Source organism: Massilia putida (assembly GCF_001941825.1).
Classification (GTDB): Bacteria; Pseudomonadota; Gammaproteobacteria; order Burkholderiales; family Burkholderiaceae_D; genus Telluria; species Telluria putida.
Window position 1 is genome coordinate 4,921,194 of sequence record NZ_CP019038.1, and the last position, 15,572, is coordinate 4,936,765.

The 15,572-nt window shown below is 64.4% G+C and carries 14 protein-coding genes and 1 pseudogene; 10 read left to right on the forward strand and 5 right to left on the reverse strand.

The window, feature by feature from the left end; translation table 11 throughout:
- Window positions 1–96: 96 nt before the first annotated feature.
- The 10 genes from tyrS (at window position 97) to ruvB (ending at window position 9,086) form a co-directional block, all read left to right on the forward strand.
- Window positions 97–1,371, forward strand: a complete 1,275-nt coding sequence (gene tyrS, locus BVG12_RS24095; protein WP_075794598.1) for a tyrosine--tRNA ligase — start codon at window positions 97–99, stop codon at window positions 1,369–1,371.
- Window positions 1,368–1,826, forward strand: coding sequence for a D-aminoacyl-tRNA deacylase (gene dtd, locus BVG12_RS24100; protein ID WP_075794599.1), 459 nt, complete (start codon window positions 1,368–1,370; stop codon window positions 1,824–1,826). The genes tyrS and dtd overlap by 4 nt, the downstream gene beginning before the upstream one ends.
- 61 nt (window positions 1,827–1,887) lie before the next feature.
- Window positions 1,888–2,562 carry a YbhB/YbcL family Raf kinase inhibitor-like protein gene (locus tag BVG12_RS24105; RefSeq protein WP_075796530.1) on the forward strand — a complete coding sequence of 225 codons (675 nt, stop codon included), beginning with the start codon at window positions 1,888–1,890 and terminating at the stop codon, window positions 2,560–2,562.
- A gap of 83 nt (window positions 2,563–2,645) precedes the next feature.
- Window positions 2,646–3,320 (forward strand): histidine phosphatase family protein, encoded by a 675-nt coding sequence (locus tag BVG12_RS24110; protein ID WP_075794600.1) that lies wholly within the window; start codon window positions 2,646–2,648, stop codon window positions 3,318–3,320.
- A 130-nt stretch (window positions 3,321–3,450) separates the two neighbouring features.
- A complete protein-coding gene (gene dusB / locus BVG12_RS24115) occupies window positions 3,451–4,476 on the forward strand; it encodes a tRNA dihydrouridine synthase DusB (protein ID WP_075794601.1) in 1,026 nt (341 codons plus the stop codon).
- 224 nt (window positions 4,477–4,700) lie between these two features.
- Entirely contained in the window at window positions 4,701–4,934 is a 234-nt protein-coding gene (locus BVG12_RS24120; protein ID WP_036235444.1) for a helix-turn-helix domain-containing protein, read from the forward strand.
- Between the two features lie 95 nt (window positions 4,935–5,029).
- Window positions 5,030–6,616 carry a bifunctional phosphoribosylaminoimidazolecarboxamide formyltransferase/IMP cyclohydrolase gene (purH, locus tag BVG12_RS24125; RefSeq protein WP_075794602.1) on the forward strand — a complete coding sequence of 529 codons (1,587 nt, stop codon included), beginning with the start codon at window positions 5,030–5,032 and terminating at the stop codon, window positions 6,614–6,616.
- Window positions 6,617–6,710: 94 nt separating this feature from the next.
- A complete protein-coding gene (ruvC, locus tag BVG12_RS24130; protein WP_075794603.1) occupies window positions 6,711–7,256 on the forward strand; it encodes a crossover junction endodeoxyribonuclease RuvC in 546 nt (181 codons plus the stop codon).
- Between the two features lie 16 nt (window positions 7,257–7,272).
- Window positions 7,273–7,851, forward strand: coding sequence for a Holliday junction branch migration protein RuvA (gene ruvA / locus BVG12_RS24135; protein WP_075794604.1), 579 nt, complete (start codon window positions 7,273–7,275; stop codon window positions 7,849–7,851).
- A 167-nt stretch (window positions 7,852–8,018) separates the two neighbouring features.
- On the forward strand, window positions 8,019–9,086 hold the full coding sequence (ruvB, locus tag BVG12_RS24140) for a Holliday junction branch migration DNA helicase RuvB (RefSeq protein ID WP_075794605.1): 1,068 nt from the start codon (window positions 8,019–8,021) through the stop codon (window positions 9,084–9,086).
- Window positions 9,087–9,120: 34 nt separating this feature from the next.
- On the opposite strand, the gene BVG12_RS24145 is transcribed toward ruvB, so the two are convergent.
- The 5 genes and pseudogenes from BVG12_RS24145 to BVG12_RS24165 form a co-directional block, all read right to left on the reverse strand.
- Window positions 9,121–9,492 (reverse strand): hypothetical protein, encoded by a 372-nt coding sequence (locus BVG12_RS24145; RefSeq protein WP_075794606.1) that lies wholly within the window; start codon window positions 9,490–9,492, stop codon window positions 9,121–9,123.
- Between the two features lie 174 nt (window positions 9,493–9,666).
- A pseudogene (locus tag BVG12_RS24150) lies at window positions 9,667–10,121 on the reverse strand (DUF2147 domain-containing protein).
- Window positions 10,122–10,211: 90 nt separating this feature from the next.
- The gene (locus tag BVG12_RS24155) at window positions 10,212–10,748 is read right to left on the reverse strand and encodes a DinB family protein (RefSeq protein WP_075794607.1); all 537 of its coding nucleotides are present in this window, start codon (window positions 10,746–10,748) and stop codon (window positions 10,212–10,214) included.
- Between the two features lie 75 nt (window positions 10,749–10,823).
- Complete coding sequence (locus BVG12_RS24160; protein WP_075794608.1) at window positions 10,824–13,622, reverse strand: valine--tRNA ligase; 2,799 nt, start codon at window positions 13,620–13,622, stop codon at window positions 10,824–10,826.
- A 231-nt stretch (window positions 13,623–13,853) separates the two neighbouring features.
- Entirely contained in the window at window positions 13,854–15,428 is a 1,575-nt protein-coding gene (locus BVG12_RS24165; RefSeq protein ID WP_075794609.1) for a S8 family serine peptidase, read from the reverse strand.
- Window positions 15,429–15,572: the final 144 nt, after the last annotated feature.

Sequence of the window (15,572 nt, forward strand, 5' to 3'; positions counted from 1 at the left end):
GTTGAAACTTTTCGTGCGGCAAGATTGACGGGATCGCGAATTATATCAAAATACCGGGTCTTACAACCGCTTTAGTCCTTTTCCTACAAATTTTTTATGACTTCTCCAGAAATTTCTGGTAATGCAAAAAATGCAACGCCAGCAGCCGGTCCGGCATCTCTGCCCCTGAGCGATGCCGTCCAGGAAGCCCTCGCCATCACGAAACGCGGCGTGGACGAACTGCTGATCGAGAGCGAATTTGCCCAGAAACTGGCACGTTCGGAACAGAGCGGCACGCCGCTGCGCATCAAGCTGGGCCTGGATCCGACCGCGCCCGACCTGCACCTCGGCCACACCGTCGTGCTGAACAAACTGCGCCAACTGCAGGACCTGGGCCACCAGGTGATTTTCCTGATCGGCGATTTCACGTCGATGATCGGCGACCCGTCGGGCCGCAACGCCACCCGTCCGCCGCTGACCCGCGAGCAGATCGAGGCCAACGCCGCCACCTACTTCAAGCAGGCGTCGCTCGTGCTCGACCCGGCGCGCACGGAAATCCGCTACAACTCCGAATGGTGCGATGCGCTGGGCGCGCGCGGCATGATTCAATTGTCCTCGCGCTACACCGTGGCCCGCATGATGGAGCGCGACGACTTCACCAAGCGCTACAAGAGTGGGACACCGATCTCGGTGCATGAGTTCCTCTATCCGTTGATGCAGGGGTACGATTCGGTCGCTTTAAAAGCAGACCTTGAGCTAGGTGGAACGGACCAGAAATTTAATCTGCTGGTAGGCCGTGAGTTGCAGAAAGATTACGGTCAGGAACCGCAGTGCATCCTGACCATGCCGCTGCTGGAAGGTCTGGACGGCGTCGAAAAGATGTCCAAGTCCAAGAACAACTACATCGGCATCACGGAACCGGCCAACACGATGTTCGGCAAGCTGATGAGCATCTCGGACGTCATGATGTGGAAGTACTACGAGCTGCTGTCGTTCCGCTCGATCCAGGACCTGGCCACTTTGAAAGCCGAGGTGGCGGGCGGCCGGAACCCGCGCGATGCGAAAGTCGCGCTGGCCCAGGAAATCGTCGCCCGCTTCCACTCGCAGCAGGCGGCCGAGGATGCGCTGGCCGATTTCGTCAACCGGTCCAAGGGCGGCATCCCGGACGACGTGCCGGAAGTGGCCGTCAGCGGCGCGCCGCTGGGCCTGCCGCAACTGCTGCGCCAAGCCGGCCTGTGCGCGTCCAGTTCGGAAGCCATGCGCATGATCGACCAGGGCGGCGTGCGCATCGACGGCACGGTCGTGGCCGACAAGGCGTTGCAGGTCCAGGCGGGCACGTTCGTGCTGCAGGTCGGCAAACGCAAGTTCGCCCGCGTGACCTTGAGCGCATGATCGGCCTGCTGCAACGGGTCAGCGAGGCCAGCGTCACGGTCGACGGCGACGTCACGGGTGCCATCGGCCGCGGGCTGATGGTGCTCGTGTGCGCGGAAAAGGGCGACACCGAACGCGAAGCCGACGCGCTGCTCGCGAAACTGCTGACCTACCGCGTGTTTTCGGACGACGCGGGCAAGATGAACCGCAGCGTGACGGACGTGGCGGGCGGCCTGCTGCTCGTGCCGCAGTTCACGCTGGCCGCCGACACCCGCTCCGGTACCCGTCCGTCGTTTTCGCCGGCCGCCGCGCCCGAAGATGGCCGCCGGCTGTTCGAGCATGTCGTGCGCCAGGCGCGCGAGCGTCACGGTATCGTCGAAACCGGCCGTTTCGGCGCCGACATGAAGGTGGCGCTGATCAACGACGGACCGGTGACGTTCTGGCTGCGAATTGATCCACCGCGTGTCGCGGCGTGAAAGAGGAAACCGCCTGCGGAGGCGGCAGTCTTACCGTGAGCGGATGGCAGGGAGATTGAACATGAAAATCTGGAGCGATTCCTTTATTGAGGGCGACATGATCCCGCCCCGGTGCGCGTTCGCCGAGATGGACCCCGGCACGCACATCAAGCTGTCGAGCAACCGCAGCCCGCACATCGCGTGGGACGACGTGCCGGCCGGCACGCAGTCGCTGGCGCTGCTCGTGCACGATCTCGACGTGCCGACCGACGGCAGCGACGTGAATCGGGAGGGCCGGACGGTCCCCGATACGCTGCCGCGTACGGATTTCTATCACTGGTCGCTCGTCGACATTCCCGTGTGCCTGAAGTCCTTCGGCGAAGGGATGTTCTCGGACATGGTCACGCCGGGCGGGAAGAGCGGGCCGCTGGTGCCGTTCACGATCAAGAACGGCACGGAGCACCAGCTGCGCCACGGCGTCAACGATTACACGGGCTGGTTCGCGAACGATCCCGACATGGCGGGCGAATACTATGGCTATGACGGCCCGTGCCCGCCGTGGAACGACGAGCGCGTCCACACCTACGTCTTTACGCTGTACGCCCTCGACATCCCGCGCCTGCCGCTGGAAGGCCGCTTCACCGGCAGGGAGGCGCGCCTGGCCATCATGGGCCACATCTTGGACGAGGCGAAGATCTTCGGCGTGTATTCGCTCAATCCCGACGTGGCGGGCAACCTGATCGGTCAGCCTTCCTGACCGGTCTTCACTATCCCTAACGGCTGCCCGGGCAACCGGGCCGCCATCAACGATCGCTCCGCGGTGCGGGGCGGCGCATCCGCATGACGACAACGAACGCACACGCAGCACCCACCGACATCCTCCTGATCCGCCACGGCGAAACGGCCTGGAACGCCGAACGCCGCCTGCAGGGCCACCTGGACATCCCGCTCAACGACGAGGGCGAGCGCCAGGCCGCGCTGCTGGCGTCCGCGCTAGCGACGGAGCCGATCGACGTCCTTGTCGCGAGCGATCTGCGGCGCGCACGCCAGACGGCCCAGGCCGTGGCCGACCTGCGCGGCCTGGCGCTGGACATCGAACCGGCACTGCGCGAGCGCGGCTACGGCGGCTTCGAAGGTTTGTTGTACAGCGAGATCGAGCAGCGCTTCCCGCGCGAATTCGCCGCCTGGCAGGCGCGCGACATCGAGGCGCAACTGCCGCCGGGCCGCAATGTGGGAGAGAGCTTCCGCACCTTCTTCGACCGCGCCACCGGCGCCATCCTGGCGCTGGCGGCGGCCAATCCGGGCAAGACCATGGCGCTCGTCGCGCATGGCGGCGTGCTGGAATGCGCGTACCGGCTGGCGCAGGGGCTGCCGCTAGAAACGCCGCGCGACTTCAAGGTCTACAACGCCAGCATCAACCGCTTCCGCTTCGATCCGGCCGGCGGTGGCCTGACATTGCACAGCTGGGGCGAGGTGGATCACCTGCGTCCGGCCGTGCTGGACGAACTGCCTTGACGGCATGCTGGTGGAATTGGCAAGTGTTTTCTGGTACGTGCGCAACAATTCAGCAAAAAAATGTGCTGATAAATTAAGCAGCACTTCAGGTAAAATAGCGAGTTCCCATCGCTTCCCATGATTTTCTGCCGTGCAAATTGGTCCATATACGCTGCGCAATAATGTCTTCGTCGCCCCGATGGCCGGGGTGACCGACCGTCCGTTCCGCCAGCTGTGCAAAAAGCTGGGCGCGGGCTACGCGGTGTCCGAGATGGCGGCGTCGAATCCCCGCCTGTGGGCCAGCGAGAAGAGCGCGCGCCGTACCGACCACGCGGGCGAGATGGAGCCGAAGGCCGTGCAGATCGCCGGCGCCGACCCGCACGACCTGGCCGAATGCGCCAAGTTCAACGTCGAGCGCGGCGCCCAGATCATCGACATCAATATGGGGTGTCCGGTCAAGAAGGTCTGCAACAACTGGTGCGGCTCGGCGCTGCTGCAGCATGAAGACCTCGTGCAGCGCATCCTGGACGCCGTCGTGAACGCCGTCGACGTGCCCGTCACCCTGAAATTCCGCACCGGCTGGGATCGCGAAAACAAGAACGCGCTGACCATCGCCCGGATGGCCGAGGAGGCCGGCATCGCCATGCTGACCCTGCACGGCCGCACCCGCGCCGACGGCTATAAAGGGGATGCCGAGTACGACACCATCGCCGCCGTCAAGGCCGCCGTCGGCATTCCGGTCGTGGCCAATGGCGACATCACGACGCCGGACAAGGCGAAATTCGTGCTCGACTACACGGGCGCCGACGCCGTCATGATCGGCCGGGCCGCCCAGGGCCGCCCGTGGATTTGTCGCGAAATCGATTACTTTCTGCGCACGGGCGCCTACCTGCCGGCGCCGCGGGTGGACGAGGTGCGCGAACTCATGAATGAACACCTGCCGGCCCACTACGCCTTCTACGGCGAATACCTGGGCGTACGTACGGCACGCAAGCACATCGGCTGGTATGTCGAAGATTTGCCCGGTGGCGAAGAATTCCGCCAGCGTATGAACCGTCTGGAATCGACGGCCGAACAGCTGGCCGCCGTCGATGAATTTTTTAAATCGCAACACCGGTATGGCGAGCGGTTACAATACCGGCCCGCGCATCCTGCCGATAATGCGATCGCGGCATAACCGATTAGCAGTAGAAACAAGAAAAACAACGAGGATTCGGAGACGAAGCTGTCACAAGCAGCGTAACGGTGGCCTCGGGAACCGTAGCGAGCGGGAGGAGTTTCGTCCGAGAAGCGCAGCCGTACTCACGGTACGGCCGGTCCGCCGTAGCGGCGCATCGCAGGACGAAAATTCGACGCGCAGTCGGTTCATGAGGACCACCCCTAACAGGATGAAGCAGCAACATGAGTAAAGAAAGTATCCAGGAAGTCGTTCAGAAAAGCCTCGAAGACTATTTCAACGACCTGGGCGAGCAAAAACCGACGAACATCTACGACATGATGCTCCTGACCGTCGAAAAACCGATCTTGCAGGTGGTGATGACGCGGGCGGAAGGCAATCAGTCGCATGCGGCCCAGATGCTGGGCATTAATCGCAATACCTTGCGCAAGAAGTTGCAGGAGCACGGGCTGCTGTAAGCCGCCGGCGGAGGGGCCGGGGCGTGCAGGCGTGCGTCGGCCCTTTGTCCGGCGTGCGCGACCCCGTCCAGATTTTTTTTCAACAGGCCACTCCCATGATCAAACAAGCACTCATCTCCGTTTCCGACAAGACCGGCGTCCTCGATTTCGCGCGCGCGCTGTCCGCCCTCGGCGTGAACATCCTGTCCACCGGCGGCACCGCCAAACTGCTGCAGGACAATGGTGTGCCGGTGACCGAAGTCGCCGACTACACCGGCTTCCCGGAAATGCTCGATGGCCGCGTGAAGACGCTGCATCCCAAGGTCCACGGCGGCATCCTGGCCCGCCGCGACTTCCCGGAGCACGTTGCCAAGCTGGAAGAGCACGGCATTCCGGAGATCGACATGGTGGTGGTCAACCTGTATCCGTTCCAGGCGACTGTCGCCAAAGAGCAATGCTCGCTGGAAGACGCGATCGAGAACATCGACATCGGCGGCCCGACCATGCTGCGCTCGGCCGCGAAGAACCACCGCGACGTCGTCGTGATCGTCGACCCGGCCGACTACGGCCCGGTGCTGGCGGAAATGAAGGGCACCGGTGAAACGGCCGGCAGCGTGGGCTATGAAACGAAATTCCGCCTGGCCAAGAAAGTGTTCGCGCACACGGCGCAATACGACGCCGCCATCACGAACTACCTGACGAGCCTCGGCCCGGACAAGAACCACACGAACCGGGCCGCCTACCCGCAGACGCTGAACCTGCACTTCGAAAAAGTCCAGGACATGCGCTACGGCGAAAACCCGCACCAGACGGCCGCGTTCTACCGCGACCTCGTGCCGGCCGCCGGCAGCCTGGCCAACTACCGCCAGCTACAGGGCAAGGAACTGTCGTACAACAATATCGCCGACGCGGACGCGGCCTGGGAATGCGTCAAGTCGCTGGGCGGATTCAACCTGCCGGCCGGCTGCGTGATCATCAAGCATGCGAACCCGTGCGGCGTGGCCATCGGCGCCGACGCCCTGGACGCGTACCAGCGCGCCCTCAAGACGGACCCGACCTCGGCCTTCGGCGGCATCATCGCCTTCAACGTGCCGGTCGACGGCCCGGCGGCGGAAGCGATCGCCAAGCTGTTCGTGGAAGTCGTGATCGCCCCGGCCTTCACGGCCGAAGCGCTCGCCATCATGGCCACCAAGCAGAACGTGCGCCTGCTGGAAATCGCCCTCGGCGACGGTATGAACGTCTACGACGTCAAGCGTGTGGGCGGCGGCCTGCTCGTGCAGTCGCCGGATGCGAAGGACGTCCTGCCGGGCGACCTGCGCGTCGTGACGAAGAAACAGCCGACCCAGCAGCAGCTGCAAGACCTGATGTTCGCGTGGCGCGTGGCCAAGTACGTGAAATCGAACGCGATCGTGTTCTGCGCCGACGGCATGACGCTCGGCGTCGGCGCCGGCCAGATGAGCCGCATCGATTCCGCGCGCATCGCCTCGATCAAGGCGCAGAACGCCGGCCTGTCGCTGGTGGGCTCGGCCGTGGCGTCGGACGCGTTCTTCCCGTTCCGCGACGGTCTCGACGTCGTCGTCGATGCGGGCGCGACCTGCGTCATCCACCCGGGCGGCTCGATGCGCGACCAGGAAGTGATCGACGCGGCGGATGAACGCGGTGTGGTCATGCTCTATACTGGGACGCGTCACTTCCGCCATTAATTTGGGAAATGGTCGTGGTGACAAAGTCACCACGACCTGTGTTTTTGCACAGTATTTTTCCCACGAAACACCCTCGCCGGTATAACATTCGATAATGATTATTCTCGGCATCGACCCGGGCCTGCGTACGACAGGGTTCGGCGTCATTGAAAAGCAAGGCAACCGGTTGCGCTACATCGCGTCCGGCACCATCAAGACCGGCAGCGAAGGCGCGTTGCCGCCGCGTCTGAAAGTCATCCTGACCGGCGTCAGCGAAATCGTCGCCACCTACCAGCCGGCCTGCGCGGCCATCGAAAAAGTCTTCGTCAACGTCAATCCCCAGTCGACCCTGCTGCTCGGCCAGGCGCGCGGCGCCGCGATCACGGCCCTCGTCGGTGCCGACCTCGAGGTGGCGGAGTACACGCCCACGCAAGTGAAACAGGCCGTCGTCGGCACGGGCAAGGCCGTCAAGGCGCAGGTGCAGGACATGGTGGCGCGCCTGCTCAAGCTGCCGGGCCTGCCGGGCTCGGATGCGGCCGATGCGCTCGGCATTGCGATCTGCCATGCCAACAGCCATGATGCGCTGGCGCTGGTGGGGGCGCTCGCGCCGGCCAATCCGAAAAAGCCGGCGCTGCACATGAAGCGCGGCCGCCTCGTCTAATTATTGAAAGGTCACCATGATCGGTCGTCTCTCCGGAGTCCTGCTGGAAAAGAATCCGCCGCAAGTGCTCGTCGATTGCCAGGGTGTCGGCTATGAAGTCGACGTGCCGATGAGCACGTTCTACAACCTGCCGCACACGGGCGAGAAGGTCACGCTGTTCACGCACTACGTCGTGCGCGAGGATGCGCACCTGCTGTTCGGCTTCGGCTCGTCGAACGAGCGCGCCGTGTTCCGCCAGCTGATCAAGATCACCGGCGTCGGCGCGCGCACGGCGCTGTCCATCCTGTCCGGCATGACTGTGAACGACCTCGCCCAGGCCGTGACGTTGCAGGAAGCGGGACGCCTGATCAAGGTGCCGGGCATCGGCAAGAAGACGGCCGAGCGCCTGCTGCTGGAACTGAAGGGCAAGCTGGGGGCCGATATCGGCGTCGCGGCCGGCACGCCGCACGACGACGCGCAGGCAGACGTGCTCAATGCGCTGCTGGCTTTGGGGTATTCTGACAAGGAAGCCCTGATCGCGATCAAGAACATGCCGGCCGGGACCAGTGTGTCCGACGGTATCAAGCTGGCGTTGAAGGCGCTGTCCAAAGCGTAATTTAAGTGTAATTTGGTAGGGCGGGCATTTGAGGCCGGGGCCTCAACTGAAACGCGCCCACGCGTTCAACGTCCGCCGGCACGCAGGCGGCATATTCAACGTCGCGTATCACCGCGTGGGCACGGCGTGCCCACCCTACACGAACCCAGGTATCCGAACAAAGAGTCATGAGCATCCAGACCGACAATTTCACCGAGCAGCGCATCATCGACGCCGCGCCGGCCTCGCCCAACGAGGAGGCGATCGAGCGCGCGCTGCGTCCCAAGCATCTGGACGAATACGTCGGCCAGGAAAAGATCCGCGACCAGCTGGAGATCTTCATTCACGCGGCGAGAAAACGCCGGGAAGCGCTCGATCACACGCTGTTGTTCGGCCCGCCGGGCCTGGGCAAGACGACGCTCGCCCACATCATTGCGCGCGAGATGGGGGTGAACCTGCGCCAGACGTCCGGCCCCGTGCTGGAGCGCCCCGGCGACCTGGCCGCGCTGCTGACCAACCTGGAAGCGAACGACGTGCTGTTCATCGACGAGATCCACCGCCTGTCGCCCGTGGTCGAGGAGATCCTGTACCCGGCGCTGGAAGACTATCAGATCGACATCATGATCGGCGAAGGCCCGGCCGCGCGGTCCGTGAAGCTCGACCTGCAGCCGTTCACGCTCGTCGGCGCCACCACGCGCGCCGGCATGTTGACGAATCCGCTGCGCGACCGCTTCGGCATCGTCGCCCGGCTGGAGTTCTACAACGTCGACGAGCTGACCAAGATCGTCGCGCGCAGCGCCGCGCTGCTGGAAGCGCCGATCAAGGAAGAGGGCGCGCGCGAAGTCGCCCAGCGCGCGCGGGGCACCCCGCGTATCGCCAACCGCCTGCTGCGGCGCGTGCGCGATTATGCGGAAGTGAAGGGCAACGGCGAGATCACCAAGGACATGGCCGACCGCGCGCTGCGCATGCTGGACGTGGACACGGTCGGGTTCGACGTGATGGACAGGAAGCTGCTGGAGGCGGTGCTGTTCAAGTTCGCCGGCGGTCCTGTCGGCATCGGCAACCTGGCCGCCGCCATCGGCGAAGCGGCGGACACCATCGAGGATGTGCTGGAACCGTTCCTGATCCAGCAGGGCTATCTGCAGCGCACGCCGCGCGGCCGCATCGCCACGCCGCTCGCCTACCGGCATTTCGGCATCGCCGCGCCGCGCATCAGCCCGACCGGCGACCTGTGGGACAACCTGTCCCCGGTTTGATTTTTATCTGTAGCGAAAAATACGACGGCGCGAGTCAGGACAGCGCCGGCTCCTGACGGTCGGGCTTGCGCATGGGGCGCTGGCGGCGGTCGGGGATGCCGGGGAAGACGAAGCTGATGAACATCAGCACGGAGGCCGCGAGCAGCAGGCCGCCGCACCACAGCATGTCTTCCTCTTGGCGCGTCCACAGCAGGGCGAGGCTGGCCGTCGCCGGCAGCATCAGCAGCATGGCGCCCAGCGCGCGCAGTGCGATCGACCTGCGCATGCGGGATGCCAGCAGGGCGATGTACAGAAAGCTTCCCGAGATCAGGCTCACGCCGAACAATCCGCCGAGTACGGACCAGCCGGGCATGCCGCGGGTGCTGACGTCGGACAGCACCAGCGGCGGTACCATCGGGATGGTCATGCCGATTAGAAAAGACAGTAATCGCAGGAAAATCATGCGACTGTCTCCATGCGGTTCCGGATTGCGAATCGATGCGTCATGCGGCGCGCCATGTAGAGTGAACTATCCGCCAGATTAGCATAGCGTCACCGGACGTGGCGCGCGCGCACGCAAACGTTGTATTTACGACCGTCCCTATTCTTGACGCAGCCACACCTGCGAGCGTCCGAACATCGGCACGCCGACATACCCCCGCACTTCTACCTTCTTGCCGCCTTCATGAACGCTCAGTTTGCTCTTGTAGACCTTGCCGTTCTTGGGGTCGAGGATCTCGCCGCCGGCGTACTCGTCGCCATCCTTTTTAGGCCGGAAAGGATCGTCATGCCGATGATCGGCTGGTCCTTGCGCGCGCCCTGGCACAGCGAGCACTTGGGATTCTGGTCTTCGTCCGGCGTGCGGAACAGTTTTTCGATCCTGCCCTGCAGTTCGCCCTGGTTCTCCGTGATGCGGATGAGGGCGGTCGGCTTGCCGGAAGTGTCGTCGATGGTCTTCCACAGTCCGACCGGCGAAGGGTCCTGGGCCCAGGCCAGTGGCGCGGCGAGGACGGTGGCGAAGGCCGCGAGGGCGGCGGCATGGATCAGGGGGCGCATGGTGTCTCCTTATTGGTTTGTCGGTTTCGTGCTCTGTCAGTGTAGCAAACTGCACGGTCGTTCGGTAAACGACGGCGCCCCCTCACCGCATCAATCCACCTCCGGCAGCAACAGCAGCAAGTCCGTCGGGCCGACGTCGACGCCCAGTTGCGAGAACAGCGTCGTCGCCTGGCCCCGGTGGTGCGTCTGGTGGTTGAACACATGCAGCAGGACGTCGCCAAGACGCTTGGTGCTGGCGATGCCCTTCATGGACGTCCAGCTGAACGCCCCGTCCAGCTGGGCCGGCTGGATCTCGTCGCAGAACGCGCCGATGGCCGCGTCCAGTGTCATGCGCAGCGCGTCCAGCTCGGGCAGCGTGGTGCACAGGCGCTGGTCCAGCGACGTCGGCCTCGGCAAATCGTCCAGGCATTGCAGCGACGCGAGGCCGGGCAGGGCGTCCGCGATGCGCTTGAACCAGATGAGATCCGCGATCACGAGGTGACCCAGCGTCCCGAACAAGGAACCGAAGAACGCGCCGCGGTCTTCGTGCAGCCGGTCCGCCGGCAGCGTGGCGGCCGCGTCGTACAGCTTCCGGTTCATCCATTGGTTGTAGGCGGCCAGCTGGGGAAAGTGCGAAGTATTGGTCATGGTCGAAGGAGGGCGCAGGTGAAAAAAAACGCGCCGGGGTGAACCGGCGCGTCGTTCAGCAGAGAGCGTGCCGCATCAGGCCGACGGCAGCTTGGCGAACTGCTCGTTCAGCTTGGACAGCGTCGCGCTGAAGTTGTCCAGGCGGTCGCGTTCCTGGGCGACGACGGCCGCCGGTGCGCGGGCGACGAAGCTTTCGCTGGACAGCTTGGCCGTAGCCTTGGCGATCTCGCCTTCGATGCGCGCGATTTCCTTTTTCAGGCGCTCGCGTTCCGCAGCGACGTCGATCTCGACCTTCAGCATCAGCTTCGTCGTGCCGACGATGGCGACGGCGGCCGGCGAATCCGGCAGCGCGTCGACGATCTGCACTTCGGACAGCTTGGCCAGCAGCGCGACGTACGGCGCGAAGCCCTGGGCAGCCGCGCGGTCGGCGTCGTTCGCCGGCTCGACGATCAGCGGCACGCGCACGGACGGCGACAGCTTCATTTCGCCACGCAGGTTGCGGGTGGCGTCCGTGACCTTCTTGAACTGCTCCATCCAGGCTTCCGCGTCCGCATCGATCAGCGACTCGTCGGCGATCGGGTACGGTTGCAGCATGATCGTGTCGCCGGTTTTGCCGGCGAGCGGCGCGACGGCCTGCCACAGCGCTTCGGTGACGAACGGGATGATCGGGTGGGCGAGGCGCAGCACGACTTCCAGCACGCGCAGCAAGGTGTGGCGGGTGGCGCGCTGCTGGGCTTCCGTGCCTTGCTGGACCTGCACCTTGGCCAGTTCCAGGTACCAGTCGCAGTACTCGTCCCAGACGAAGCTGTAGATGCTGTTCGCGATGTTGTCGAAGCGGTAGTCTTCGAAGCCTTTCGCCACGTCCAGCTCGACGCGGTTCAGGCGCGAGATGATCCAGCGGTCGGCCTGGGAATAGTCGGCGGCGTCCGGCTTGCCGCAGTCTTTGCCCTCCGTGTTCATCAGCACGAAGCGGGTCGCGTTCCACAGCTTGTTGCAGAAGTTGCGGTAGCCTTCGCAGCGGCCCAGGTCGAAGTTGATGTTGCGGCCCAGCGAGGCGTAGCTGGCCATCGTGAAGCGCACGGCGTCCGTGCCGAAGGCCGGGATCCCTTCCGGGAATTCCTTGCGCGTCGCTTTTTCGATTTTCGGCGCGCTCCTCGGGTCCATCAGGCCCGTGGTGCGCTTGGCGACGAGCGCGTCGATGCTGATGCCGTCGATCAGGTCGATCGGGTCGAGCGTGTTGCCCTTCGATTTCGACATCTTCTGGCCCGACGAATCGCGCACGAGGCCGTGCACGTACACGGTCTTGAACGGGACCTTGCCGGTGAAGTGCGCCGTCATCATGACCATGCGCGCGACCCAGAAGAAGATGATGTCGAAGCCGGTGACCAGCACGGAGGAAGGCAGGAACAGATCCATGTCCTTGGTCTGTTCCGGCCAGCCGACCGTCGAGAACGGGACGAGCGCGGACGAGAACCACGTGTCCAGCACGTCGTCGTCGCGTTTGAGTTCACCCTGGACGCCGGCGGCGGCCGCCTTCTGCCGCGCTTCTTCCTCGCTGCGGGCGACGATGACTTCGCCGTTCGAACCGTACCAGGCCGGGATGCGGTGGCCCCACCACAGCTGGCGCGAGATGCACCAGTCCTGGATGTTGTTCAGCCACTGGTTGTACGTGGTCGTCCAGTTCTCCGGCACGAACTTGATCTCGCCGCTCGCGACCTTCTCCAGCGCCACGTCGGTGATCGACTTGCCCGGGTTGTGCGTGCCTTCCGGCGCCGGCTTGCTCATCGCGACGAACCACTGGTCGGTCAGCATCGGCTCGATGATGACGCCGGTGCGGTCGCCACGCGGCACCATCAGCTTGTGCGGTTTCACCTGTTCCAGCAGGCCCTGCGCTTCGAGGTCGGCGACGATCTTCTTGCGCGCGACGAAGCGGTCCAGGCCGCGGTAGGCTTCCGGCGCGTCGTCGGTGATTTTCGCGTCGAGCGTCATGATCGACAGCAGCGGCAGGTTGTGGCGCTGGCCGACGGCATAGTCGTTGAAATCATGCGCCGGCGTGATCTTCACGCAGCCGGTGCCGAACGCTTTGTCGACGTAGGTATCGGCGATGACGGGGATCTCGCGGCCGACGAGCGGCAGCTTGAGCATCTTGCCGTGCAGGTGCAGGTAGCGCTCGTCGGTCGGGTCGACGGCGACGGCGACGTCGCCCAGCATCGTTTCCGGACGCGTCGTCGCGACCGTCAGGTGGCCGCTGCCGTCCGCCAGCGGATACTGGATGTACCACATCGAGCCGTCTTCTTCCTGTGAATCGACTTCCAGGTCGGAGACGGCGGTACCCAGCACCGGGTCCCAGTTGACGAGGCGCTTGCCGCGGTAGATCAGGCCCTGCTCGAACAGGCGCACGAAGACTTCGGTGACGGTCTTGCTGCGCGGCTCGTCCATCGTGAAGTATTCGCGGGCCCAGTCGGCGGACGCGCCCAGGCGGCGCATCTGGCCCGTGATCGTGCTGCCCGATTTTTCCTTCCACTCCCACACCTTTTCGACGAACGCTTCGCGGCCGAGGTCATGGCGCGAGACCTTCTGCGCGTCGAGCTGGCGCTCCACGACGATCTGGGTGGCGATGCCGGCGTGGTCGGTGCCCGGGATCCAGGCCGTGTTGAAGCCACGCATGCGGTAGTAGCGGGTCAGGCCATCCATGACCGTCTGGTTGAAGGCGTGCCCCATGTGCAGGGTGCCCGTCACGTTCGGCGGCGGCAGCTGGATGCTGAAGGACGGCTTGGCGTCGTCCATGGAGGCGGCGAAATAACCGCGCTGTTCCCATTCCGTGCGCCAGAATTGTTCGATGTCGGCTGGCTCGAAAGACTTGGCTAATTCCATGATGTGGCTTTGGTGGCGTTATTGGCTGATAGGCGAAAACGACCATTATAGATGACGGCGTAAAGCCTGCGCCGACAAGGGGGGAATTTTGGATAGAGGGAGCGTAGGGTGGGCATTTGAGGCCGGGGGCCTCAAATGAAACGTGCCCACCAAATGTTGGCGATACGCGGACGTCGATGGTGGGCACGGGGTGCCCACCCTACGTAAAAAATGGCGCCGAGGCGCCATTTTTTACTTGCCGCAACCCAGCGACTTGATGCGATCGTATGCCGCCTTGGCCTGCACCAGACCGTAGCCGTACTTGGTGTCGCGGCCGGCCGTGCCCAGGTCGAGCGCGCTGTTGTCCAGCGACGTGCGGATCTGGGAACCCGTGCAGGTCGGGAAGTAGCTCCACACCAGCGCGGCGACGGCCGACACGTGCGGCGTGGCCATCGACGTGCCGTCGAAGTAGGCGTAGTTCGATGCCGTCACGGCCACCGTCGCGGTCTGGCCCAGCTGGCCCTTCATCGCGGCGCCGTCCGTGTCCGACGCCGTCACCGACGGGATCGTCGTCACGGTCGTGCCCAGCGTGCCGCCGAAGCTGCCGGCCACGTTGTTGTACACGACGGCGCCGACGCCGCCGCTGTTCTGGCAGTTGGTGACCTTGGTCGCGAAGTCCACGGTGCCGCGCTGGATCAGGCAGACCTTGCCCGAAACGGCCGTGTTCACGGTGTCGCCAATGCCGAAGTCGGCCAGCGGCGCGGTGGCGGTCTTGACGGGCGAGCCTTCCATCGCCGACGACGCGTAGTTGGTCGAGCCGACCGTCAGCGCCGTGTCGGTGCCCGTGCCCATCGGGACGGTCGACAGCACGGACACGCCCGGACCGGCGATCTCGACGTCGCTGTTGTATTGCGAGAACGAGGCGACGACCTTGTTTTCGTCCACGGCCGCCACCGACATCACGCTGCCGTAGCCGGCCGGGTAAGAGGTGGTGGAATTGCCGTCGTTACCGGCCGCCGCGATGGAGAGCACGCCCTTGGTCTGCAGGCTGTCGAACGCGCGCTGCTCGGTGAGGCTCTTGGCGCCCCCGCCCAGCGACATCGTGATGATGTTGGCGCCCGCGGCGCCGCACTTGTTGGCGGCGTTGGCCAGCGTGGACGAGTAGGTCCACGCGCCGTTCGCGCCGAACACCTTCACGATGTGCAGCTTGAGCTGCTTGTTCGGATTCACGCCGACGACGCCCAGGCCGTTGTTGACGCCCGCGATGGTGCCGAACACGTGGGTGCCGTGGTGGGTCTCGTCCGTGTACCACCAGCCGGTGCCGGAATCGTATTCGCCGGTGACGTTGGCGCCGTTGTCCTTCAGGTCTTCATGGGTGAAGTCGACGCCGGAGTCGATGATGCAGATCTTGCGGTTGCTCGTGTTCGCGTCCGACAGCTGGTCGGCCTGCACGAGCTTGATCCCGTACGGGACCAGCTGGCCGCTCGTGTAAGGCACGCCGGTGGAGGGCGTGGTCAGCGAGAACGGCTTGCGGATGACGTCTTCCTCGACGTACTCGACGTTCGGATTGCGCTGCAAGCCCTGCAGCGCGACCGTCGGTACTTCGATGGCCATCGCGTTCATGTTGAAGATTTCCTGCTTGACCGTCCCCCTGACGGCCGCGACAGCGGATTTGATATTGCCAGCCGTTCCCGGCTTGAACGCGACGATGACGCGAGTGGTGTCGGGCGCGGCCGACGCGCTGCCTGCGAACGCGACGGCAAGAGCCGCCACGCACAGCCCGAGGGCCGGGACCATCATCGTTGCGCGAGTGTGTTTCTGATTCATCGGTGCTTTCTCCGTTTATTGGGTATCGTTATCGCAGCTGGCCTTGTGAGCCGCATGCTTGTGGTAGTACTCCTCTAACAACCGATACATCTCGCTACCCGTATCGGGCAGCGCGGATCAGTTTATTTTGAGAACTTATACGTA

Bases quoted from the DNA above. Each gene is read 5' to 3' on its own strand.
- tyrS (WP_075794598.1), top strand. From the start codon at position 97: ATGACTTCTCCAGAAATTTCTGGTAATGCAAAAAATGCAACGCCAGCA.
- dtd (WP_075794599.1), top strand. From the start codon at position 1,368: ATGATCGGCCTGCTGCAACGGGTCAGCGAGGCCAGCGTCACGGTCGAC.
- BVG12_RS24105 (WP_075796530.1), top strand. From the start codon at position 1,888: ATGAAAATCTGGAGCGATTCCTTTATTGAGGGCGACATGATCCCGCCC.
- BVG12_RS24110 (WP_075794600.1), top strand. From the start codon at position 2,646: ATGACGACAACGAACGCACACGCAGCACCCACCGACATCCTCCTGATC.
- BVG12_RS24120 (WP_036235444.1), top strand. From the start codon at position 4,701: ATGAGTAAAGAAAGTATCCAGGAAGTCGTTCAGAAAAGCCTCGAAGAC.
- purH (WP_075794602.1), top strand. From the start codon at position 5,030: ATGATCAAACAAGCACTCATCTCCGTTTCCGACAAGACCGGCGTCCTC.
- ruvC (WP_075794603.1), top strand. From the start codon at position 6,711: ATGATTATTCTCGGCATCGACCCGGGCCTGCGTACGACAGGGTTCGGC.
- ruvA (WP_075794604.1), top strand. From the start codon at position 7,273: ATGATCGGTCGTCTCTCCGGAGTCCTGCTGGAAAAGAATCCGCCGCAA.
- ruvB (WP_075794605.1), top strand. From the start codon at position 8,019: ATGAGCATCCAGACCGACAATTTCACCGAGCAGCGCATCATCGACGCC.
- BVG12_RS24145 (WP_075794606.1), bottom strand. From the start codon at position 9,492: ATGACCATCCCGATGGTACCGCCGCTGGTGCTGTCCGACGTCAGCACC.
- BVG12_RS24155 (WP_075794607.1), bottom strand. From the start codon at position 10,748: ATGACCAATACTTCGCACTTTCCCCAGCTGGCCGCCTACAACCAATGG.
- BVG12_RS24160 (WP_075794608.1), bottom strand. From the start codon at position 13,622: ATGGAATTAGCCAAGTCTTTCGAGCCAGCCGACATCGAACAATTCTGG.
- BVG12_RS24165 (WP_075794609.1), bottom strand. From the start codon at position 15,428: ATGAATCAGAAACACACTCGCGCAACGATGATGGTCCCGGCCCTCGGG.